Annotated in this window: 17 protein-coding genes and 4 pseudogenes; 12 read left to right on the top strand and 9 right to left on the bottom strand. The window is 35.7% G+C overall.

From position 1 onward, the window contains the following. Positions 1-69 precede the first annotated feature (69 nt). From F6K27_RS15095 to F6K27_RS15080, 4 genes and pseudogenes are all read left to right on the top strand, one after another. Positions 70-1,319, top strand: a pseudogene (locus tag F6K27_RS15095) (RNA-guided endonuclease InsQ/TnpB family protein). Between the two features lie 101 nt (positions 1,320-1,420). Then, complete coding sequence (gene lysA / locus F6K27_RS15090) at positions 1,421-2,827, top strand: diaminopimelate decarboxylase (RefSeq protein ID WP_287277004.1); 1,407 nt, start codon at positions 1,421-1,423, stop codon at positions 2,825-2,827. A 494-nt stretch (positions 2,828-3,321) separates the two neighbouring features. Continuing rightward, the gene (cdaA, locus tag F6K27_RS15085) at positions 3,322-4,239 is read left to right on the top strand and encodes a diadenylate cyclase CdaA (RefSeq protein WP_124145551.1); all 918 of its coding nucleotides are present in this window, start codon (positions 3,322-3,324) and stop codon (positions 4,237-4,239) included. Continuing rightward, positions 4,236-4,982 carry an isoprenyl transferase gene (locus F6K27_RS15080; protein ID WP_124145552.1) on the top strand — a complete coding sequence of 249 codons (747 nt, stop codon included), beginning with the start codon at positions 4,236-4,238 and terminating at the stop codon, positions 4,980-4,982. The genes cdaA and F6K27_RS15080 overlap by 4 nt, the downstream gene beginning before the upstream one ends. Positions 4,983-5,063: 81 nt before the next feature. On the opposite strand, the gene F6K27_RS15075 is transcribed toward F6K27_RS15080, so the two are convergent. From F6K27_RS15075 to F6K27_RS15065, 3 genes are all read right to left on the bottom strand, one after another. Beyond that, the gene (locus tag F6K27_RS15075; protein WP_124145553.1) at positions 5,064-5,336 is read right to left on the bottom strand and encodes a DUF3143 domain-containing protein; all 273 of its coding nucleotides are present in this window, start codon (positions 5,334-5,336) and stop codon (positions 5,064-5,066) included. Between the two features lie 197 nt (positions 5,337-5,533). Next, positions 5,534-6,007 carry a J domain-containing protein gene (locus F6K27_RS15070; RefSeq protein WP_287277002.1) on the bottom strand — a complete coding sequence of 158 codons (474 nt, stop codon included), beginning with the start codon at positions 6,005-6,007 and terminating at the stop codon, positions 5,534-5,536. Positions 6,008-6,257: 250 nt separating this feature from the next. Next, positions 6,258-6,485 carry a hypothetical protein gene (locus tag F6K27_RS15065; protein WP_124145555.1) on the bottom strand — a complete coding sequence of 76 codons (228 nt, stop codon included), beginning with the start codon at positions 6,483-6,485 and terminating at the stop codon, positions 6,258-6,260. Between the two features lie 958 nt (positions 6,486-7,443). Between F6K27_RS15065 and lepA the strand changes: the two genes are divergently transcribed. The 6 genes and pseudogenes from lepA to F6K27_RS15040 all read left to right on the top strand — a co-directional run bounded on the left by lepA (position 7,444) and on the right by F6K27_RS15040 (position 15,119). Next, positions 7,444-9,249, top strand: a complete 1,806-nt coding sequence (lepA, locus tag F6K27_RS15060) for a translation elongation factor 4 (protein ID WP_124145556.1) — start codon at positions 7,444-7,446, stop codon at positions 9,247-9,249. A 153-nt stretch (positions 9,250-9,402) separates the two neighbouring features. Next, positions 9,403-9,921, top strand: a pseudogene (locus F6K27_RS15055) (GDP-mannose 4,6-dehydratase); the annotation flags it as partial. Next, positions 9,922-11,184 (top strand): annotated as a pseudogene (locus tag F6K27_RS15050) (NAD-dependent dehydratase); the annotation flags it as partial. Between the two features lie 3 nt (positions 11,185-11,187). Further along, positions 11,188-11,619: pseudogene (locus F6K27_RS34360) on the top strand (GDP-mannose 4,6-dehydratase); the annotation flags it as partial. A gap of 86 nt (positions 11,620-11,705) precedes the next feature. Then, positions 11,706-13,073, top strand: a complete 1,368-nt coding sequence (locus F6K27_RS15045; RefSeq protein WP_287277001.1) for a UDP-glucose/GDP-mannose dehydrogenase family protein — start codon at positions 11,706-11,708, stop codon at positions 13,071-13,073. A gap of 837 nt (positions 13,074-13,910) precedes the next feature. Further along, positions 13,911-15,119 (top strand): tetratricopeptide repeat protein, encoded by a 1,209-nt coding sequence (locus F6K27_RS15040; protein WP_353735988.1) that lies wholly within the window; start codon positions 13,911-13,913, stop codon positions 15,117-15,119. A gap of 42 nt (positions 15,120-15,161) precedes the next feature. Here the strand turns inward: F6K27_RS15040 and F6K27_RS15035 are convergent, their stop codons facing one another. Beyond that, positions 15,162-16,001, bottom strand: coding sequence for a phosphodiester glycosidase family protein (locus F6K27_RS15035; RefSeq protein WP_287276999.1), 840 nt, complete (start codon positions 15,999-16,001; stop codon positions 15,162-15,164). Positions 16,002-16,625: 624 nt separating this feature from the next. Here F6K27_RS15035 and F6K27_RS15030 point away from each other — a divergent pair. Beyond that, on the top strand, positions 16,626-16,811 hold the full coding sequence (locus F6K27_RS15030; protein WP_287276997.1) for a hypothetical protein: 186 nt from the start codon (positions 16,626-16,628) through the stop codon (positions 16,809-16,811). Positions 16,812-16,885: 74 nt separating this feature from the next. Here the strand turns inward: F6K27_RS15030 and F6K27_RS15025 are convergent, their stop codons facing one another. From F6K27_RS15025 to F6K27_RS15010, 4 genes are all read right to left on the bottom strand, one after another. Next, a complete protein-coding gene (locus F6K27_RS15025; protein ID WP_287276996.1) occupies positions 16,886-17,611 on the bottom strand; it encodes an NUDIX domain-containing protein in 726 nt (241 codons plus the stop codon). Further along, complete coding sequence (locus tag F6K27_RS15020; RefSeq protein WP_287276994.1) at positions 17,581-18,171, bottom strand: nicotinate-nucleotide adenylyltransferase; 591 nt, start codon at positions 18,169-18,171, stop codon at positions 17,581-17,583. The genes F6K27_RS15025 and F6K27_RS15020 overlap by 31 nt, the downstream gene beginning before the upstream one ends. 607 nt (positions 18,172-18,778) lie before the next feature. Then, positions 18,779-19,729 carry an ADP-ribosylglycohydrolase family protein gene (locus F6K27_RS15015; protein WP_124145567.1) on the bottom strand — a complete coding sequence of 317 codons (951 nt, stop codon included), beginning with the start codon at positions 19,727-19,729 and terminating at the stop codon, positions 18,779-18,781. Between the two features lie 728 nt (positions 19,730-20,457). Continuing rightward, positions 20,458-21,831, bottom strand: coding sequence for a nicotinate phosphoribosyltransferase (locus F6K27_RS15010; RefSeq protein ID WP_124145568.1), 1,374 nt, complete (start codon positions 21,829-21,831; stop codon positions 20,458-20,460). Between the two features lie 477 nt (positions 21,832-22,308). Here F6K27_RS15010 and F6K27_RS15005 point away from each other — a divergent pair, with 477 nt between their 5' ends. Beyond that, entirely contained in the window at positions 22,309-22,458 is a 150-nt protein-coding gene (locus F6K27_RS15005; RefSeq protein WP_192901141.1) for a hypothetical protein, read from the top strand. 821 nt (positions 22,459-23,279) lie between these two features. Here the strand turns inward: F6K27_RS15005 and F6K27_RS15000 are convergent. Continuing rightward, on the bottom strand, positions 23,280-23,966 hold the full coding sequence (locus F6K27_RS15000; RefSeq protein WP_124145569.1) for a diacylglycerol/polyprenol kinase family protein: 687 nt from the start codon (positions 23,964-23,966) through the stop codon (positions 23,280-23,282). Positions 23,967-24,021: the final 55 nt, after the last annotated feature.

Raw genomic sequence — 24,021 nt, 5'->3', positions numbered from 1 at the left:
GAATTGAACGTCAGATCACAGATCATATACGCCAGACAAGCTAGCGTTAAGATTATGATAGTGTAAGAATTGAAAGCCAAGGGAAAACTGAATCAATACCAAGGGATTCATGAGGCAATTCGGACGGGTCAATTCCTGAGAAACTTATATCTGCGTTATTGGATGGACAATCGGAGCTTAGGGAGAAAAGAACTGTATCGGTACAATACCGAACTACGCGCAATGTATCCCTTTGTCAAAGATTTAAACTCTCATGCTTGTCAGGCATCTGTAGAACGGTGTTGGTCAGCAATTGCCAAGTTTTTCTTAAACTGTAACAAGAAAGTACCAGGCAAAAAGGGTTTCCCAAAATTCAAAAAACATAGCCGTTCAGTTGAATATAAAATCAGCGGCTGGAAATTGCATGACCCTAAAAATATTGAATTTACTGACAAAAAAGGTATAGGAAAACTCAAATTGATGGGGACGTGGGACTTGGCCTTCTATCCAATTGAACAGATTATAAAGAGTGAGATTGCTTAGACGAGCTGATGGTTATTATTGTCAGTTCTGTATCAGCGTAGATATCAAGGTTGATGTAGAACAGACATTGCATAACGTTGGCTTAGATGTGGGACTCAAAGAGTTCTACACAGATTCAGATGGCAATACAGAGTCTAATCCACAGTTCTACAGGAAGAGTCAGAAACGACTTAAATTTTATCAAAGTCGGGTTTCTCGCAAGAAAAAAGGCAGTGCTAACCCCAAGTGCGCCATTAATAAACTCGGATCAGTACACCTCAAAATAAGTAGGCAACGTGAAGAACATGCTAAGAGACTAGGACATTGCGTAGTCCAGTCTAAGGATTTGGTCGCCTATGTAGACGCAGAGCGACGTGCCGGAGGCAGATTTGAGGATTAAGAATCTAGTTAAGAATCACTGTCTGGCTAAGTCTATTAATGATGCAGGTTGGTATAAATTCAGAAAAGCGATGCAGCGCGGTCTTGAGGGTTTCCCCCATGAGCGATTGCATCAAGAATGGTTAGAGTATTTTGGCCATAGATTCGGTAAAGCCACTGTTGCAGTCAACCAAGCTTATACTAGCCAAAATTGTTTAAACTGTGGAACCACGGTCAAGAAATCACTATCAACTAGAACTCATCTTTGTCAATGTGGATGTGTTCTGGACCGAGACCACAATACAGCTATCAACATTATTCTGAATATCGCCCTTGGTACTGTGGGGCACACAGAAACCAGGCTCATCCAGTCAAACACTTTGGGAGACTTCTCCTCTACTGGGGTAGGAGAAATCTTGTCTCAGCAAGTCTGGTCATAGAACGAAGAATCTCCGTCAATTCATCGCGGGGAGTGTCAAAAAGTGAAATAACTTCTATATTATTAAATTAGACTACTAGAGTATAACTCTGTACAACACTTATGGTATCAACTCAATCTGTAATATCCGCAAATTCTGGACTTCAGTATTTGCCAAAAATGGAAAGTTCACCAAATCAGGAGCTTTTACCACTCACTGCCAAAGTTAACAATCTAGATCACTTAGAAATCGGTGGCTGGGATGTCCCAGCACTGGTCGAGAAATTTGGCTCACCTCTATATATATTGGACGAATATACTCTCAGAACTGCTTGTCGTCAATATCGAGATGCACTGAAACAGTACTATCCTGGAGAATCTTTGGTTCTTTATGCTTCTAAAGCTTGGAGCTGTCTGGCAGTATGCGCTATTTGTGGTTCTGAAGGTTTAGGTATAGACGTTGTATCTGGAGGTGAATTATACACAGCTATCCAAGCAGGTATTAATCCAGAGAAAATATACTTACATGGCAATAATAAATCTCTTGCAGAATTAAGTTTAGCGGTCGAAACAGATTGTGTAATTGTTATCGACAATTGGCTAGAATTAAAAACATTAGCCGATTTAAAAAACGAACAAACAGAAGCACTAGAAAATCCCACAAAAATAATGGTGAGGTTTACACCTGGTATTGAATGTCATACCCACGAATACATTCGGACAGGTCATCTAGATAGCAAGTTTGGATTTGACCCTAATCAATTAAATGATGTTTTTAGCTTCATAAGTAAACAACAAAAACTATCATTTATTGGCATTCATGCTCATATAGGTTCCCAAATTTTTGAAGTTCAACCCCATCAAGATTTAGCAACTGTAATGGTAGATGCAATGACAACTGCCATGGCACATAATCTATCAGTCAAAGAGATTAATATGGGTGGTGGTTTAGGAATCCGTTATACTGAAGCAGATGACCCTCCTAGTATTGAAACTTGGGTTCACAATATCAGTAAGGCAATGGTAGATGCTTGCCAAGCTAGACAATTACCTTTACCAAAACTATTATGCGAACCTGGACGTTCAATTATTAGCCAGGCTTGTGTAACAGCTTATACAATTGGTGCTCAAAAACAAGTTCCAGAAATTAGGACTTATATATCAGTAGATGGGGGAATGTCAGATAATCCTCGTCCAATCACCTATCAATCTCTTTATCGAGTGGTTGTAGCTAATAAATTCTCTGAACCTGTAACAGAAACAGTTACCGTTGCTGGTAAACATTGTGAATCTGGTGACATTCTAGTTAAAAATGCCATGTTACCCGTAACTCAACCAGGAGATTGCTTGGTAGTAATGGCTACTGGTGCGTATAACTATAGCATGGCTTCTAACTACAATCGTCTACCACGTCCAGCAGGAGTTTTAGTTAGCAATGACGAAGTAAATGTAATATTACAAAGGGAAACTTACCAAGATTTACTCAGTCACGATGTTTTACCAGAACGAATAGCTATAGAACAATCATAGTATTTGATTCCAATGCAAAAAAGCTAACAATAGCAAGATGAAAAAATCAAACTGTTGTATGTCTTATAACTTACTACTATAGATACAGAAATTTGATTTTTAACCTAATTTGGCAATAAGTTCCATGTCTACTGATAACTCAAAAGCAAATTCTGGCGTTGGCATAATTTGTTACTAAGCAAAAATGATGCTATAAGGAATAGTTAAGACTAAGGGGAGGTGAGACAGATGTAACTATAAGTTAGTGAAATAGAATTTGCATCAAGATGCTTATACTATAGTAGATAAAAGAGTATAGCATCTATATGTATTCTGCAAAGCTACTAATGCTAAAAAAAGTCCAATTAACAGTGGATGATCAAACTTATTGTTCATTGATATTGATAATTAATTATTTACATTACGTAAGAGAATAAATGCTCTTTGCTGGTGATGACACCAATGTTAAATAAAAAAACATCAAAAGTTGACGTTAGATTAATAATTAAAGTTCAATGAAATCGGGTCTTAGTAATGACCCAGGCTTGATGAAGTCCTTATTAGTACATAGTATTGATATCGGACTGGTTCTAGCCTTGATATATATGGTGCTTGTCATCATAGGGGAACGTCGTACACTATGGATGGTAAGAGGGTTTATAGTCTTAATGTTGGCTTCGGCCTTAAGTCATTGGGCTGGATTAAAGCTTTTAAGTTTTGCCCTCAACAGTTTAGTCATAGGTTCTGCTGTTTCCATGGCAGTAATATTACAATCAGAATTCCGTAGGTTTCTTGAGCAGTTGGGACAGGGAGAAATTCTGCAAATGTTTGGACATAATCGTAGAGTTTTACCTGAATCAGATAGCATTATTGATGAAATAGTAGAATCAATCAAACAACTGTCTCAAAATCGTATAGGCGCTTTGTTAATCATAGAAACAGATGGGCCTATAGATGAGAGGGATTTTTCTGTGCCTGGTGTGAAGTTAAATGCTGAACTTTCTAAGGAACTATTACAGACCATATTTCAGCCAAAAACTTTATTACATGATGGCGCAGTCCTAATTAGAGAACATAAAGTTATATCAGCTGGTGTGATTCTACCATTGTCTGAAAGAATAGCTTCCAGGCAATTAGGGACTCGTCATAGAGCAGCTATGGGAATTACAGAACAAGTAGAAAAGTGCCTCTGCGTAGTGGTGTCTGAAGAAACTGGTTCTATATCTCTGGCTGAAAAAGGGACTTTAAATCGACCCTTAACCAGTAATAAACTTAAGGAATTATTAGAACAACGCCTATTTCTATCAGGTAGTGAAAAAAATACAAAACCATTCACCATACTTAATCTTGGAGTTCAAATAGGAACAAAAGGATCGAGATTAATGTCATGTATGCTTCGTCAAAGTCCACCAGCTCCTCGAAAGAAAAGATGAATCAAGGAACTTGCTTACAAGATTTACCTGTTGACCTAGAACCAGAAAAGTTGCCTCGCCACGTAGCTGTAATTATGGATGGTAATGGCCGCTGGGCAGGACGCAGGGGTTTACCTAGAATTATGGGTCATAGGCGTGGGGTGGAAGCGCTGAAAGCCTTATTACAGTGTAGTAAAGATTGGGGTATAGAAGCATTAACTGCTTACGCATTCTCTAGTGAAAATTGGGGCAGGCCACTAGAGGAAGTTAATTTTCTGATGAGTTTATTTGAAAGAATTTTACGTCAAGAGCTACAGGAGATGGTGGCAGAAGATGTTCAAATTAGATTTGTTGGTAATCTAAGTTCTTTACCTCTATCTTTACAAGCTGAGATTAAACATTCAATGGAAATGACTCAGCAAAATCAGGGGATTAAGTTTACTGTAGCTACTAATTATGGAGGACGTCAGGAAATTGTACATGCTTGTCAAGCGATCGCCTCTCAGGTACAAAAAGGTTTACTCAAACCAGAAGAAATTAATGAAGGGTTATTTGAGCAATATCTTTATACTGCTGGAATTTCTCATCCAGATTTATTAATTCGTACCAGTGGGGAAATGAGAATTAGTAATTTTTTATTATGGCAAATGGCTTATTCGGAAATCTATGTTACAGAAACATTTTGGCCTGACTTTAACCGCTCTGAATTTCATCGTGCCTTATTTGCTTATCAAAAACGTCAACGCAGATTTGGTAAAATATGATACGATAATCTATTTACGCAATACAGAAAGCTAATATTTTTGATTCGTAAGTTCAATTTTGTTGGCTGGAGTTATCTTTAACTAAGGCCCACAAAAAATTGCTTCTTCAAGGTCTTGACGACTCAAAGAATATTTAAAGGAGCGTTGAATATCATCACCATTATCACTAGCGTCTACATACCGCACCGTAAGTTGATCGATATCAAGTGATAATTCTGCTTTCCAGGTAGGTTTTTCAACCCACCAACAATGTAATTTTTCAGAATTTTGTTGGCAACCATTTTCTTGGAGCCATTCTTCAATTTTGGGCAGAGGGTGGTTATATAAAGGAGTGTCTGGTTTGGGAGTATCCATTTTTTTGTATCTACAAACAAAAAATATCTAGACTTAATAATAATTTTAATAACTTACAAAGACTTCCAGTAATTCAGTTGCGTCAATTCTAGAACATATAATATATTTACTTTTTCCAATAATTTTTTAAAAAATATCATAGAAATTAATCAAATCTTAAATATTTATATATAACTATTTTGATCAAATCAATAAAGCTATAATGAGTGTTTGATTTCTATGAATTGATTTCCTGGTGGTTCAATAGGTTGGATAGTTACCTCTGGACGTATGAGGCCAATAGTAATAGCTATCAACAAACAACTAATTAAAGTTATACCTATAATCAATAAAGCAAATAATTCACCAGCAGATAATGGTCTGTCTTGAGGGTCTAAGTAGGCAGAGGAATTTCTATAATTAAAATTAACTCTTTGACTCAAATCATCTACATATAAGCGCCTAATTTTTTGGTCGTACTCTAATCTTTTTTCTGAGTTCACGAGAGTAGCATAAGCTTCATTAATTTGCTGGAATTTTACAGTAGCGATCGCCTTCGGCATATCTGTAGTATCTGGATGATAGCGCTTACTTAGTTCTCGATATGCTCTTCTAATTTCCTGATTAGATGCTTTTGGATGGAGTCCAAGCAAAGAATAATAACTCACACCCAAAGGAGTGTATTTTGACATTCTTTAATTTTTGTTGTTTGTAGTTTCCAAACTCAATTAATTTTTGTCAATAACTATTTACTAACTCACTGATCTCAATTGTCCTTAACAACTCATAGTTGGTTGGTGAGATACAGGATATATTTTGATTTATCAAAAATTATCTTTAAGTTTCATTTAATTAATCAAAAGTTTGAATAATTGATAATCTTAAATAAAATCTATAATTAACTTCTATAAACCTTTCACATAATCTGAAGTAAATAGTATTTTAATCGTTCCATTCCCCTCTTGGTGGGATAGGAGGATTTCTTTGCAGTGTCAGGGCTAACTCATCTTCTGGAAGTCCTCCTCTTAACCACTGACGAAGGGCACTTTCAATGACCTTACTCGGGTCATTTGTCAAATGTTGAACTTGGTCTAATAATCTAGAATCTATGTTTATAGATAATTCTACTTTTTCTGGTAATTTCGACTGATTAACTTCAGGCTGATTCATAGCAAGACAATCTTAAAATCTAGAAAAGCTACTTTATATTATGTTGACATATTCCACTCCATGAAATGAGTTAATTTTCTCAAGCTCACCGATAGAGATTACTGGTTTATCCAGTGCACTTAACAACTATCTGTATCTATCGTAACAGATAATCAAAGATGGTTATGTCCACAGTCATTGAGTTGACTGGCCTTAGTTGACTGATGTCCTCCGCTACTATTTTTTTAATCTAAATATGGATTTTGGGTCTTTGGAAAAATTAATTTATTCAGATGTTTTTTACTGTGTTTGGCCTACCACAGACATAGTATTAATTTCGGCAGGTTGTCAGTTTCTTGTATTTTCCCTCATGTCTATATATTTCAACAAATTTCACTTTAACACAAAGTAGTATTTCAAGGAATAGAAAAATTTTTATAGTCATAAACACAATTCATAATGTGTATTAATTTTTACATATCGACCTCAAAAGAGAAGTTCTCAATTAGTGAAGAATCTGGAATTTGATCGTCGCTACGGTTTCTTTAGTGATAGGTTGTAGGTGTAGAAAACAGGCACTAGCAATTGCTCCAGGCTTTAATTATAGCATAAAAATAGAATATAGAGGAAAGTTATACCTATGGTAGGGGCGTTTTCGGTGCGGAATGTTACACAAATACAAATATATCGGCGACAGCCATTAACCAGCATTGTGCGCTAGCTTTGAGCGGAAGCTCTGTGAAGCGAAAACAGCCGTTCCCATAGAATCTCTTTAACTGTAGTCCCCATAGTAGTCAAGAGTAATCATAGAAATTTCTTTTTTAACCAGGAAACAATTTAGACCAGAACCTAAATTAAGTCAGACTAAAGCTCAAAAATCTTCAGAATTAAAATATGTTAAGAATTATAGATAGATTGAATTAATTGTGCCAAGACCATAACAAAAATAAGGCATTTCAAATTATTAACAAAAGAAAGTATGACAAAAGTTCCTGTATCTCACATTCGTAACTTTTCAATCATTGCCCATATAGATCATGGAAAATCAACTTTAGCCGATCGCCTCCTACAAGCAACTGGCACTGTGGAAGACCGTGAAATGAAAGAGCAATTTCTAGACACAATGGACTTAGAAAGGGAGCGTGGTATCACAATCAAGCTGCAAGCTGCCCGAATGAATTATCATGCTGAAAATGGAGAAGAATATGTATTAAATCTTATAGATACCCCTGGCCATGTAGACTTTTCTTATGAGGTGTCGCGCTCTCTGGCGGCTTGTGAAGGTGCTTTACTAGTAGTAGATGCTTCCCAAGGAGTAGAAGCTCAGACTTTAGCTAATGTCTACCTAGCTTTGGAGCATAACCTAGAAATTATTCCGGTCTTAAATAAAATTGACCTTCCAGGAGCAGAACCAGATAGAGTAAAACAAGAGATAGAAGAAATAATTGGCCTAGACTGTTCGGGGGCAATTTTAGCATCTGCCAAAGAAGGAATTGGAATTCCGGAAATTCTCGCATCAATTGTTAAATTAGTACCACCACCACAAGATACTATTGATGAAAAATTACGCGCTCTCATCTTTGATAGTTATTATGACCCATATCGAGGGGTAATTGTATATTTCCGGGTCATGGATGGGACTATTGCTAAAGGCGATCGTATCCGACTCATAGCATCAGGAAAAGAGTATGAAATAGATGAACTGGGAGTTCTCTCCCCTACCCAAAAACCAGTAAAAGAGCTTCACGCAGGAGAAGTAGGTTATTTAGGAGCGGCCATCAAAGCAGTGGAAGATGCCAGGGTGGGAGATACAATTACTCTAGCCAAAAAACAAGCAGAGGCCCCTTTGCCTGGTTATACAGAAGCTAAACCTATGGTATTTTGTGGCTTATTTCCCACCGATGCCGACCAGTTTCCAGATTTACGAGAAGCTCTAGACCGACTCAAACTCAATGATGCAGCTCTATCTTATGAAGCAGAAACATCAAGCGCAATGGGTTTTGGGTTTCGGTGTGGTTTTTTAGGGTTGCTGCATATGGAAATTGTCCAGGAAAGGTTAGAGCGAGAATATAATCTAGATTTAATTGTTACTTCTCCATCAGTAGTTTATCGAGTAACCACTAATAAAGAAGAAGTTATTCTGATTGATAATCCAAATTTACTACCAGACCCTAATCACCGAGAAAAAATGGAAGAACCTTATGTCCAGGTAGAAATGATTACTCCAGAAGAATATGTAGGGACATTAATGGAGTTGGGTCAATCACGACGTGGGATATTTAAGGATATGAAGTATCTAACTAAGGGTAGAACAACTTTAGTATATGAAATTCCTTTGGCAGAAGTAGTAACAGACTTTTTTGACCAAATGAAATCTCGGTCTCGTGGTTATGCAAGTATGGAATATCAACTCATAGGGTATCGTGAAAATCCTCTGGTGAAGCTAGATATTATGATTAACGCTGAACCAGTAGATGCTTTAGCTGTAATTGTACATCGCGATAAAGCTTATGGAGTAGGTCGTGCTTTGACAGAAAAACTTAAAGAATTAATTCCTCGCCATCAATTTAAAGTACCAATTCAAGCATCTATTGGTTCTAAAGTTATTGCTAGTGAACATATTCCTGCTTTACGGAAAGATGTTTTAGCTAAATGTTATGGTGGGGATATTAGCCGTAAGAAAAAATTACTGCAAAAACAGGCAAAAGGTAAAAAACGAATGAAGTCATTAGGTACAGTTGATGTGCCACAAGAAGCTTTTATGGCAGTGCTGCGATTAGATTAATACCTTAACTAAGTTGTTTTTTAGAGATTCGATACACTTTCTGTGCTAATATGTTTCAGGCGCATACTTTGTTAGTGTATGATCAGATTTGATGTGGTTATTCAATTATTTGTTGCAAACCACAGCAAATTACAGTCCTTGATAGTGGAAACAATGAGAATATTAGTAACAGGTGGTGCGGGTTTTCTTGGTTCTCATCTCATCGATAGATTAATGGAAAAAGGCCATGAAGTCATCTGTCTTGATAATTTTTACACAGGAACTAAGCGCAATATTTTAAAGTGGTTGAATCATCCTTATTTTGAGTTAGTTCGCCACGATATTACTGAACCTATTAGATTGGAAGCGGATCAAATTTATCATCTAGCTTGTCCTGCCAGTCCTATACATTATCAGTACAACCCTGTCAAGACAATTAAAACAAATGTGATGGGGACATTGAATATGTTGGGGTTAGCAAAAAGGGTAAAAGCAAGATTCTTTTTGGCTTCCACATCTGAGGTATATGGAGACCCAGATGTACATCCTCAAACAGAAGAGTATAGAGGTAATGTTAATTGTATTGGTATTAGATCGTGTTACGACGAGGGGAAGCGAGTAGCAGAAACTTTGGCATTTGATTACCATCGTCAAAATAATGTTGATATTAGAGTAGTCAGAATTTTTAACAGTTTGACTGGAGACCAAAAGGTACTTTATTACATTGGTAAAGAACTCTATTATGAAAGCTTTGCTGAATGTTATGACAGAATTAATGGAGATATATCTAATGTATCGGTGCCTTGTTTTGATGAAAATTCCAAGACAGTAATTAAACCAATTTCTGCAATTTGGAAACATCATGTTAAGAAGAAGGGTTATCAGATAAAAACTGTCTGGGGTAAGCAGATAAAAATTACTGAAGACCATAGTTTATTTACTAGGAATAATAACGATAGACCTCAAGCAGCTTTCGGAAATGAACTAAAGGTGGGAGATGAAATAGGAGTTCCTAATTATATCAGCTTTTTGGAGCAACCTTTACAACCATTCTACATTACAGATAAAATTTGTATTCAAGAAGAAATATTTCTGGAAAGTGAAGAGACAATCTCCTATATAGAAAAATATGGAGATAAAATTCGTGAGTATTTATTGGCAAAAGGTGTTAATCCCGAACAACTTTATTCAATACTGAAAAGCTACGAAGCAAAAAATAAAATTCCTTTGCATCTATGGGAATATTTAGAACTTCCTCTATCCAAAAAAGAAAAAATTTGCTATTTATCTTCAAAGGCAATTAAAAATTGGGTGGGGAATATAGAAGAATTTTTGTGGTTATTAGGGTTTTATGTATCTCAAGGAAGTTTCATAGACAATGAATTGGTGTTTAAAGGAGGAGCTGAGAAACTAGCAAAATTAATAGAAGTAGTAGAAAGAATATTTGAGTGTCAATGTGAAATTAAGATAGAAGGGTCTATAAGTATTAGGTCAAAAATTCTGGTCGATCTAATTGGAGAAGGGTTGAATTTTGGGAATAAAGAAAAAGAGATTCCTAATTGGGTTTTACAACTTCCTCAAAAACAATTAATTAGTTTTTTACAGGGATTGAATGAAGGAAATAATGTAGTAGAAAATCAACCAAATTTAAATATTGAATTTAAGAGTGGCAGTCAGGCGATCGCTGAAAAGTTAGTATTAATTTTAGCTAAGTTTGGGCTAGTAGCAAATGTCTCAGAAATAGAACAAAATTACCAAATAATAGTACAGGGGTTAGAAGATAACAATATTGAGAATTTGTCTAACATTCAGCAGAAAATATCAGCAAAAAGGACTGGTGATATTGTCTGGGCAAAAATAGAAAGTATTGAGGAATTTGAAATAGATGATTATGTGTACGATTTCTCAGTACCAAATTATGAAAATTTTATTGGTGGAAGCTACGGAATTTTTGCTCATAATACTTATGGGCCAAGAATGTTAGAAAATGACGGTCGAGTAGTGAGTAACTTTATTGCACAAGCCTTAAAAGGAACACCACTAACAGTTTATGGAGATGGCTCTCAAACCAGAAGTTTCTGTTATGTGTCAGACTTGGTAGAAGGGTTTATTCGATTAATGGATCAAGATTTTATTGGACCAGTCAACATAGGAAACCCAGGAGAATATACCATACTTGAATTAGCTCAAACAATTCAACAAATGGTTAACCCAGATGCAGAGATAACATATAAACCTCTGCCACAAGATGACCCGAAACAGCGACAACCAGATATTACTCGTGCTAAAAAATATTTAGGTTGGGAGCCTAGTGTTCCTCTCCAAGAAGGGTTAAAATTGACAATAGAAGATTTTCGAGAGCGGCTCAAAAATGAACCGCCAAAAAGTTGAAAGGGTGCGGGGGTAAAGGAAAGCAAATTGTAAAAACTTAATCCCCATTAAAACTTTTCGTGTTAAAAACTTTGAGGATATAAAAGATGCGTGTTTGTGTCATTGGTACTGGCTATGTTGGCTTAGTTACAGGGGTTTGTTTATCTCATACAGGACATCATGTAATTTGCATAGATAACAACGAGGAAAAAGTTAAACTATTAAAATCAGGACAGTCTCCAATCTACGAACCGGGGTTATCTGAACTGATGCAAGGTTGCACTAAAGCAGGAACTCTCGAGTTTACATCTGACTTGAAAGCTGGGGTCAATCATGGCGATATCTTATTTATTGCTGTTGGTACTCCCCCACTCCCTACAGGGGAAAGTGATACTCGTTATGTTGAGGCAGTGGCTAAGGGTATAGGCGCTCATTTGACTACAGGTTATAAGGTAATTGTGAATAAATCAACTGTACCTATTGGTTCTGGGGACTGGGTACGAAGAATTGTGTTAGATGGGGTTGAGGAGCGGAAAAAGGAAGAGGGTGGCTCCGGTACAGATATTGAACCTGAATTTGATGTGGTTAGTAACCCAGAGTTCTTGCGCGAAGGTTCCGCTATCTTCGATACTTTTAATCCAGACCGCATAGTATTGGGTAGTAATAGTCAAAAGGCACTAGACATGATGTTGGAACTTTATGCTCCTCTGGTTGAACGTAAGTTTGCTGACGACTCCTCACTCCCACCAGTACCAGTGGTAACAACAGATTTGAGTTCTGCGGAAATGATTAAGTATGCTGCTAATTCTTTCTTGGCAACTAAGATTAGTTTTGTGAATGAGATTGCTAATATTTGCGACCGCGTTGGAGCAGATGTGACTCAGGTGTCTAAGGGTATTGGTTTAGACTCTCGTATTGGTAATAAATTTTTACAAGCTGGTATTGGTTGGGGTGGCTCTTGTTTCCCGAAAGATGTTTCTGCTTTAGTGCATACTGCTGATGACTATGGTTGTGAGGCACAGTTGTTGAAATCGGCAATTGAGGTGAATAAGCGTCAACGCATGATCGCAATAGATAAGTTACAGCAGGCGCTGAAAATTCTTAAGGGTAAGACTATTGGGTTATTGGGTTTGACGTTTAAGCCTGATACTGATGATATGCGGGATGCACCTTCTCTAGATTTGATTCAAGAGTTGAACAGGTTGGGAGCAAAGGTGAAGGCTTACGATCCGATTCTTTCTCAGTCTGGTATGCGTCATGGTTTGACTGGAGTAGTAGTGGAAACAGATGCAGAAAGACTTGCTGATGGTTGTGATGCTTTAGTTTTGGTGACTGACTGGAAACAGTTTGAGAAATTAGATTATGCTAAGATGTTGAAGTCCATGGAGCAGAATTTATTTGTTGATGGACGTAATTTCTGCGATCGTAAAGAGTTGGAAGCTGCTGGTTTTCAATATGTAGGGATTGGTCATTAACTAGCTTTTAGCAGTTAGTTATCAGCTTTCAGCTAGCATAAATTTCAGCAAAATATTATGTAGGGGTGTTCTATGGAACGCTCCTAAATTTTTGGTCCCTACTCTGTACATAAGGATGTTGCATACAACATCCCTACTTCCCTCTTGTCCGGAAATGTCTAATTATTACTCTGCTGATTAAATCTAAAAGCATTGATCATAATGAAAACCGTTGTAAAAAATATTTACAGGCTCTGTGATACTCAAAAATTAGCACTAGAATATAGATATATTAGGACTTACCCATGAACGCTATTGGTAGTGTTGTGTCAAGCTGAAAATGGTGTATTAAATTTTTGAGTATAATTCTTGCTCTGACTAAGGTTTGGAGAATTTTCCTAAAACACTATTTCAAGCTTGACGCGCTAGTAGAGTGTGTTAGCGCTAGCGTAACACACCAAAGACCTATATATAGTACCTTTGCGTAAGTCCTGATACAACTATGCGAGAGAAGATTTGCGAGATGTGCTTGATGATGAGTTTTATAAATTGCCTGGTGGTGAGGACTGGTATTTTAAGGAGTAATATCATGCGGGGGCGGGGTGGGTTTAGATAAATTAATCAGGACTTACGCACTAGGTACGAAAAACTAGGACTTGAGATTGCTTCCCTATCGGTCGCAATGACGGAAATACGTTGAGGTGTGTAAGTCCTATTAATATCTATGTATCAAGATTTTTGCTGAAACCCGCCCCTACGTCGGTGTTTAATTTATTTCCCAAATTGTAGGGGCGGGTTTTTAATGGGTTTTAGGTACATTTATCGAAATTTGGCTAAACCCGCCCCCCTTCGGATATCATGCACCACCGGGCCCGGAGCGGGAGAGTTCAATTCATAATAACAGGTCAGACGATTCACACTGATATGATTATTATTTGTTACGGAATGCCTAAATCAGCTAGCACTTTCACTTTTCAGCTAGCATCTGCATTGGTTGATTGTAAATATAGTCAGAGTAAGGTATACAAATCTTTACCAGAAAAAACTAAAAGGCATTTTTATAAAAATACACGCTTTATAGAAAAACTCGATCAAGCCATCTATGATTTAGTAGACATAGTACCTAGTGATAAAGTGTTAGTTATCAAAACTCATTCTCCTTTATCAAAACCAGTTGAGTCTGTTCTAGAATCGGGTAATGCTCTAGCTATTGTAAATTACAGAAATCCTTACGATATCATTGTTTCTCTCAAAGATGTGGGAGAGAAAGAACGCTTAAAAAAGAAGTCAGAGCGGCACAAAGGATTTGCTAAAATAAAAAGCATTGACGATGCTAAGGTTCTTATTCCAGATTTTATCAGAAAAGCCAAAACTTGGCTGGATAAAAAATCGGAATCATTGCTATATGTTTCTTATCAAGAAGTAGAAAAAATACCTTTTAATGTTGCACGGGATATTAATGAATTTCTGCAATTAAATTTAGAACCTAATTCTATTGACACAATAGTTGATGGATTCATAAGTGACAAAAGCAAGATTGGGCAATACAACATTGGTGTATCTGGTAGGGGAGCAGAAATAAGTTTCAGTGAGTCAGATAAAAAATTAGTAGAAGAAATTAATAGTTTTGTTGACTTATATTTTCAAGGAGGAGACAATACAATAAAAAAAGAGATAGCACCAACCATCAGAAAAAATATTGATGACTATGAGTATTATTTTCAAATAGCTGAAGAATTTTATAAACAAAGAGAATTTAATTCAGCTCTTACTACATATCAAAAAGTAATAGAAATTAATCCGAAGCACTCTTGGTCTTATTATAAATTAGGTAATATTTTCCGAGAACAAAACAAAGATGACCAAGCTGTCACCGCTTATCGTAAAACAATAGAAATTAACCCTGATTTTTCTTGGTCGTACTATCATTTAGCCACTATTTTAGAAAAACAAGGGAAGTTAGAAGAGGCGATCGCTTCTTATCAAAAAGCTATTGAACTTTATCCAAACTTTTCTATATGTCGCTACAAATTAGAAAAATTACTCCAACAGCAAATTTTTAAATAAACACCTAAAAAGTATCAATAACTTTACCAAGTATTCATAAAACTACCCTAATATAACAATCATTTGAGGTATGGTTCTTGGTGAAGTTATATAATTATTCCCCTGACAAATTAATTGTGTAGAACCTCCACCATCTAACATTATTACTTGAGTGGTCCCGAAACTTTTCAAAACATTAGCAGCATGGGGTTGAGTTGCTTGTTTAGAAGTAAAAATTAAAATTGTTTCATTGAGGCGATCGCCATCTTTATCTTTGACTCCAATAAATGTTCTACCTGTTTTATCTTTGACTCCTTTATCAGCGTTTTCCTGTAAACCAACAATAAGATTAGGTGCTGTTGATAATTGGAGATTATTTGGCTGAAATTTAGTAATTAATGCTCTATCATTCCAGACTTCTAGCATTAACTTTTCATCGGGAAATTCTATTTCTCCTGCATAACCATCACTAACTATAATTCCATCTGACTTTACAGGAAATGCTAACCCTGTAGAGGAGTTTTTATCGTTTCTAAAAAATTGACCGTTAGTGATGCAAAATAAATTAGGTTTTACGGAGGATAAATCAGACCATACTTGTGATATTGTCTGACGTTCAAATTGTGGATCGTTACCGCCATAAGCTCCTTTTTTAGTACCTAAGTCTGTGATATTTCCATAGATAAAATTAATTTTTGCACCTTGAGTTAAATCAACAACTTGTACATAATCTAAATCTTTTTGATAGAGAGTTGTTCCCTGAGAATTACTAATTGTTTGGAAACCAAGAGATAGAGGGTTTTGTGATTTACTTTCGGCATCCTCGGCAGAAAATAAGTTTATTGTTATTAGGAGGAAGGTTGTTAAAAATAATCCGGTTAAAGTCAGACTTTTTTGATTCATTATACCAATTTTATAAATGTTTTTTACAAATGGTAGGAAGGTTGCATGCAACCTTCCTACAGGGTTATCATTTTTTGGCGTTGGTTATTTGAGGTATTAAATCAGTAATTTAGGTAAATTAAGAGTAATTACTTGAATGGAAAGATTAGATATTGTCTTTACTTAATTGACTGAAAATCACTTTTCTTTCTCCTGACTTCTGACTCCTGACTCCTAAGTAATTAAAATTAATATCATACAGTAATTCACCAACGCCTAAGTTAATAGTTGAGGTATCTTCCCTAAGCTGATTGCGGGAAAGAGTTGGTTGTTATCAATGTAAAATCTCAAATTATTAAATTATAACTGTGAGTATTGAAGTTCGGCCTTTTTTAGTAAGTTGTAACCGGTATCTTAACTACAGAAATTTTGGCAGTAATGGTTGCTATTGGGTGGATATACGGAGGATAAATTTGGGGAAGAAAGATAGTATATAATTGCACCACTACTGAGGATAAAAAGATAATATTTGAGAGTAAAAAGGATATAAATGATGTTCTAAAAGAGCTACAAAAAGACTACCCAGATGCTAGAATATTTCTTAATGGTTACTTAAAACTCAAATCCAACGAACAATGGCAATATTTGACAAAAAGAGAAGAAGTAAATGAACTAGAAAATTACACTATTAACCTCTATGGAAACATCTTAAAGCTACAAGATCATCCACTTGATTTAGCGATCGCTCAACTTCGCAACCAGGAAATTGTTGAGTACATTAATATCAGCGCAAAAATTATAAATAGAAAGGAATGTAAAAGAAATTCCTGAAGCAATCTCATAGATACCCTACAGTTGAAGAGATTGCTTCGGGGTATCAATTTTTTCTGAATTTCATACCTCTATCAAATAAATATTAAAGGTTTATCTTTGATTAACGCGAATGCCTCAGAATTAAACCGATAAAGACTAGCTGGTCTACCTGCTCCCCGAGATGTTTTTACTCCAGTATCAGATAAGAAACCTAACTTTAATAGTCTGGCACGAAAATTAGAATAATCTGAAAAATTGTCTCCTAAAATAGTTGTATAAAGTTGATACAATTCCCCTAAAGTAAACTGCTCTGGTAAAACATCAAAAGCAATAGGACTATATTCAATTTTATTGCGTAATCTAGAATATCCATACTCAATAATTTTTTTATGGTCAAATGCTAACTGAGGAATTTGTTCAATAGGATACCAAGCAATACCTGTTACTCCATCGGCAATTAATTCTGCTTCTTCAAATCTCACTAGGGCAAAATAACTGACTGATAAATATCGACAATTATAAATAGATTCTCTGGGGTCGCGACCAGGACCGCCAAAACTATATAATTGCTCTAAATATAGATTTTTTACCTTAATTTTTTCCGCTAAAATTCTGTAAGCTGCTGCTTCTAGAGATTCTCCTTGTATTACTAATGTACCTGGCAAACTCCAGTAATTAATAAATGGTTCCTTTTGCCGCATTACTAATAAAACCAATAAGCGGTTTTGTTGAGCATCGACAGAAAAAATTACGTTATCTACTCCTACTTTAAAATCTGCTTTATTATTTACACTTTTTCTATAGTCGCGTCCTGGCATTTGTATAACTGCTCCCGATATATATAATCTTTAATGGGAGGCGTAATAATTGCTGGGTCTCCTTGCTCTCGATATGCGGATGAGGAAACATTAGGAACTTCTAAAGAAGCTATTTTTACTCCTGTATTTAGTTCTCTTAACTTTTGCAAATCTGCCTCTTCTATTGTAATACCTTTTCGAGGTACAACTAATAATCCTACTTTCTGCAAAAGTTCTTCTATTTTATACCAACTTGGTAATTGTTTGACTAAATCTGAACCTACTACTAAAGTAAATTCAGCATTATGCCATTTTTTTCTAGCACGTTCAACGGTTTCTATAGTACGACGACTACTTAATTCTGAATTGAGAGAAATATTGTTTTTATTAGAGTCAATATTTTCAATCAAAATTGATAACATTGCCGAACGTTGTTTGAGGGGTATTTTATGTGATTTAAAGGGATTATCTGATGCCCAAACTATTACTTGATCGAAGTTTTGAGAGAGCCATTTAATAATTGTTTCATGTCCGGATGTTGGTGGATCGGCACTTGTACCGAATAAAGCAATTTGAGTCATTTTTTTTGATTTTATATAAGTTCCTAAGTCGGACATTTTTCTAATATATAGCAATATGATTTTAGTTGTGAGATATTGGATACTTTTGTTTTAGGTAATAGGGAACAGGGAATAGGGAATAGACTAATATATATAAATAAGATAACTGCTATATTCTATACTTTCAAGGAACACCTCAATTCTCACATCTGATTCCTGATGGCTATAGCAGTTTCTAAACGAGTCGATAAATTTACTATATCATCTTTTCTAGCAATAATTTCTATCCACTCATTTGGCATATTTTCTATACCATAATAAATTCCTGCTCAATCTCCTGTCACCGAATAATTAATAATTAATAATTATTAATTATTAATTATTCAGCTTTATTAGCCTCCTCTTTCAAGGGAAAAAAAGTGCTAGAATATTTCCTTATATTAAATCAAGAACGGTTTTAACCAGAGGTAATTTCCATTATCCATTATCAATGAATGAAGGCTCCGGTTGTATCTGTATCTTCTCCTAAATTTACTGCTTTTAGAACAGCTATTTTAGGGAATAGGTATAGAGGGAAGAAAAGAATATATATGAATCAGATAACTGCTATATCTTAACACCTCAATTCTCACATCTGATTCCTGATGGCTATAGCAGTTTCTAAACGAGTAGCTAAGTTGACTATATTATCTTTTCTAGCAATAACTTCTATCCACTCATTTGGCATATTTTCTATACCATAATAAATTCCTGCTAAACCTCCTGTTACGGCTCCAGTTGTATCTGTATCTTCCCCTAAATTTACTGCTTTTAAAACAGCTTCGGCAAAAGAATTTGTAGTTAATAAACACCATAAAGAAGCTTCTAATGTATCTAATACATAACCACCCGCATGAATTCTGGTTACAGGTAGAGATTCAATTTCTCCATCCAATACTTTTCGGAAACGAGATATCTCTCCTGCATACTTTTCTTGTGAATATACTTGTTGAATATTTTCAATTCCTTGTAAATATGCTTTCTTTACTTCTAAACCTTGTAATAAATAAATAGCTATACTGATATAAATACCACAAGCCATTTGTGACCTTAAATGACCATGAGTTATACAAGAACAATCATGGACTTGCTGAATTAAATCTGGAAATTCAACGTTTTTATAGTAATAAGCTAGGGGTAAAATTCTCATTAACGAACCATTGCCATTATTCCTATCTTCTTTACCTCCAGCTTCTATTGCTGAGACACCTTTTTTAATCCGAGAAATAGCTGCAGCAGTGGTACCTCCAATATCAAAAACTTTACCATGAGGAGTCCAATAATCTTCATAACGCCACCGATAAAAAGAGTGGGCGATCGCTTCTAAATCAAACCCTTCACACAGACATTCAGCTAAACATAATGTCATTGAACTATCATCTGACCAGGTGCCTGGTGGTTGATTATGTGCGCCATAACCAATCATTTCTGTGACAGGTTTAATTGTTCTTTCGTTGCGACTGGAAAATTCGACAGGTACGCCTAAAGCATCTCCAATACACACGCCCATTAAACCTGATAATACTTGGGAATTATTCATAGTTTGATCTCAATTGAAGTTAAATTGTTTTACAGTGCTTTTCATTAGATATTAAAGAGGGAGTCGGGAGTCGGGAGTCGGGGAAATAATTGATAATTTATGGATAATAATTGATTTTATTTTTTATTTTTGGAGATATTTAGTAGTTAGTGATTATTTTTAATATCATGTTTGTTTAATTAGCAGTCGTAAAGTTCTTAGGTGGTAGGTATAAATTCAAGCTCGAACACTGGAAACGGAGCAGAAATTTGGTATATCGCTTCAATAGAACATTTTCCTCATTTTCTCTTAATATTTATTTTTTAAGTATTTTATATCATGTCCGCACTTTATTGTTTGTGTAAAACCAAGGGTGAATATCTACAGGAAATTTAAGTTTTTTCAAGCTTTTAAGCCTTCTTCCCTCTTCCCTCTTCCTTCTTCCTTACTTTCGCGCTTATAATACCGATGCTACCGGACATGATATTAGCTTGAGTTTTTGGCGTTGGTGATTTGAGGTTATAATATTATGTCTGGATAAGAGCGGAATAGAACTCCGTTCCACACTCCATGTTTTCGATGCGGAATGCTGCGCTTGACCTGTCGCATACCGTTAACGTGCGTTGTGCGCCAGCTAAACAAAAAAACTTTCTCCTTCTACTACTCTTTACTTCTTCTTTCTTTCCTCCTGAGGACTGAGGACTGAGGACTGACTCCTAAATAATTAAGATTAATGTTATACACGCTCTTCAGCAACGCCGAGTTTTTTGTGTAATTTCTTGTAAGTTATCAGAAATTTTCATTGGTAACAAATTAGGATTTTCTAGACTACGAATTTCTGGAGGCAAACTAGCAACAGAAGCAGCAGTACGTTTAGCGATCGCTTCTAGATTTTCCGATTTTTGCACTATTTTCCCATTTTTAACTACTTGTGACATTAATTTTATAAAAGAATCAGTCTGATGTTCTGTTTGATTCGATACATCTTCATCCATTAATCCCAAATAATCCTGTTTTAACTGACCATTTTCCAGATATCTATATATTTGTTTTCGACCAGGATAACTCACTTTCCCCGTAGAATTTTTCATCACCGGAATGCCGTCTATTTCTACCAATTTATAAACTCCATTGACAGGGGCACCAGTTACCAACTTAGTACCAATACCATACCCATCTATACAAGCATTCTCCCGCTGAAGTCTAGCTATTTCCCACTCATCTATATCTCCACTAGCAAAAATTGTCACTTCTGGTAGTAGCGATCGTACCTCCTGGGATAATTGGACTAAATTTCCTGAATCTAACCTTACCCCACTCACCTGCATATCATCCTGCTTGACTCGTTGTGCTAATAGGTGAGTAGCTGCCGACGTATCGTAAGTATCTATCAATAGGGGTGCTTCAGGAAAATATCGTTGAAAAGCATGAAAAGCATCCTCCTCCGTGCCTTCAACGGCAGATATTGCCATCACCAAAGCATGAGCCATTGTACCTACTGGTTTCCTACCCAGTTTCAAAGCTGCCAAAACATTAGAAGTAGCATCCATTCCACCTGCTAAAGCAGCACGAGCCGCCCAAACACTAGCTTGGGGACTAAATGCACGTCTAGTGCCAAATTCAAATAACTTTGCATCATGGCCTGCAATATCCCGCATTCTAGCTGCTTTTGTGGCAATTAAAGTTTGGTAGTTGAGAGTATTCAATAGATATGTTTCCACTAACTGTCCTTGCCAAAGTGGAGCTTCTATCCGCAATAGAGGTTGGTTCGGAAATATAGCTGTTCCTTCTGGTACTGCCCATACATCTCCAGTAAATTTAGTCTCTGCCAAAACCGACCAAAATTTATTAGGAACATTAGCAAATATCCCAGTTGACTGTAAAGCCTCAATTTGTGCGTGGTCAAATCGAAATTTTTCTAAATAGTCTAATACTTGTGCTAAACCCATGGCAATGAGATAGCCAAAACCGACCGGGAGTCTTCGCACAAATACTTCAAAATTAGCTTGCCGTTGGTCTATTTCTTCCCCAATATAACAAGCTGCCATTGTTAGTTGGTAGAGGTCTGTTAACAAACTGTAATCTTCTGGCGAGAGAGAAAGTTCTCGATCTTCTTGTGTCATTGGACAACTTCCTAACTAAGCTCTTTATGTTAATTATAGTAAAAATTACTATATCTGTCCAGGTGATTTTGATAATTCTCCATAAAACTATTAGTAACTCTTATGCTTCTTTGACTTCTAAAGTTATTTCTAGCCAGATAAGGCTCTATCCCAAAATTTATTGGCGATAAATATAGTAGCTTTAATTATAATCAGCCTTGCATTTAATACTTTTGGCATCAAGATGTTATACTACAGTTTAAATTATAGAATAGATAATCCTGTGAGTTTTAACCTAGAAAAGTATCAGCTCAAAGTAAATTCTTGTAAAGATAAAACTATAATTATTCACATTTTATGTCGATCCCTATAGTCAGTAGTTACGAAAGAATACAACCTCCAAACAAATATTACAACTATCATCAAGTCAGAGAATAAGCAGCTAGAATAAAAGTGTAAGGAAATAAAAGTTTTATTGACAAAAAAGAGGTAAAAATTATGAATATTTTCCAATCTATTGAAGAGGCTGTTGTTTATATATCAGAAGCAATTAGCCGCATTTTTGGTCCTAGCGATGATATGTATCCAATGATTGGTGTAAATCCTTTTGAAGGAGACCCTTATCACGGACCTAATTGGGCAGAGTAATACAAAAGGTTCAGTAAAATTGTTAGCTTAGTAGAAAAAAATAAGTTTTGTCAGAACTATTGAGGAAGGAAGGACTAAAAGACCGAAACAGTGAATCGGGATACTGAAGAGTTGACGCTCCTCTCTGTCGATCTCTAATCAATTTTAGACACCGCTTATGACGCACGTGGGTATTAAACCTATAAGGGAAAAGATAATATCAAGTCAAATTAATTAACCATAATGTAGGGACTAATCATGGTTAGTCCCTATAGCTTTACCAGAAGCAAAGTTTATGGGGTTGCACATTCTGGAATGATATTGGCAAAAATTAGTTTAGACTCTGACTAAAAATAACCATTAATTAATCATTCTAGCAATTGATTAATCCACAATCCAATTCAATCAAAAATCTCAAATCATTCGTCGCTGTGCAACGCCAAGTTTATTATGCTTGTTCAATGAGACTTGATATAAGTAGTTTAAAACCTACATTCGGCACTTCAAAGCATAATATAAAGGGCAAGTAGTCAGTAGTCATTTAGGAGAGCCGTCGGATTGGCGACATGCATTAGTCAGTAGGGAATGATGCTGGCTAATTATCTGACTGCATCAAGTATTTATGCTTAATTTATTCAATTTAATTTGGCTTTTGTCTCAGTTAAATTATCATCATTTATAGAATATAAATACTGAGCAAACCACTGATGTTTGTGATACTTTTTCTGTGAAAAATTGAGGTGCAGAATCTGAGTTAAAAGCTTAAAAAAGGATATATAAAATATTAATATATTATATTATTTATATACCTATTACTAAGTTATTTTTTCTGTTGCCTACCTCTATAAAAATAGATTTAGCAAAAAGCATAGAGCAGCACTACCCAGTGGCACAGTTAAATTATCAATACCAATTTTTGATAAGGTCTCCAAACCAGTAGCAGCTAGTGCCACAGGAATAGCAACGACCCAAGTTTGCCAAATATTGCCTTGTACTGCCAAAAGAATCAAACTACAAATAGCATAACTAACCAAACACATAGTTAGGGAACCCTCCCAACTTTTCTTCATTCCCCAAACTTGATAAGGATGTTTGCCAAAATTTTGACCAATAACAGCAGCTAAACCATCGCCCCAAGCCATAATTAAAATACCCAGAGCTGCATATTGAGGTTGTTCAAGAAACCAAAAACAACCGATAAGAATGCCAATACTAACTGCATAGAAAAATGTGCCTAAACTTTTGCGCCCCACACTATTAACACTTGGAAGAATGGGAAGTCGGTAGGAAATTAAAGCGATCGCTGCTGAGAGAATTCCAGCCATAATACCTACCCATGCCGGAATTTGTAACCACCAAGCTAATAGAATTACATTACCTGTGCCAATATGAACTACTTTTCGTGATATTTCTGGGTCTACTTTGGCAAAACGGTTAAGTACTTCAGCAAAAATTAAAATAATTCCTAACCATGCTCCGACTAGAAAAACTTGGATAAAAATATTGGGAAATGTACTGATTATTGCCACTATTAATTATATAAATTATTAACTTAATTCAACATAAATAATATTACCAAATAAT

Source organism: Okeania sp. SIO2F5 (assembly GCF_010692685.1).
GTDB classification, from domain to species: domain Bacteria; phylum Cyanobacteriota; class Cyanobacteriia; order Cyanobacteriales; family Microcoleaceae; genus Okeania; species Okeania hirsuta.
Note: the sequence above shows the minus strand (reverse complement) of the source record. Positions and strands in the feature narration are given on the sequence as shown.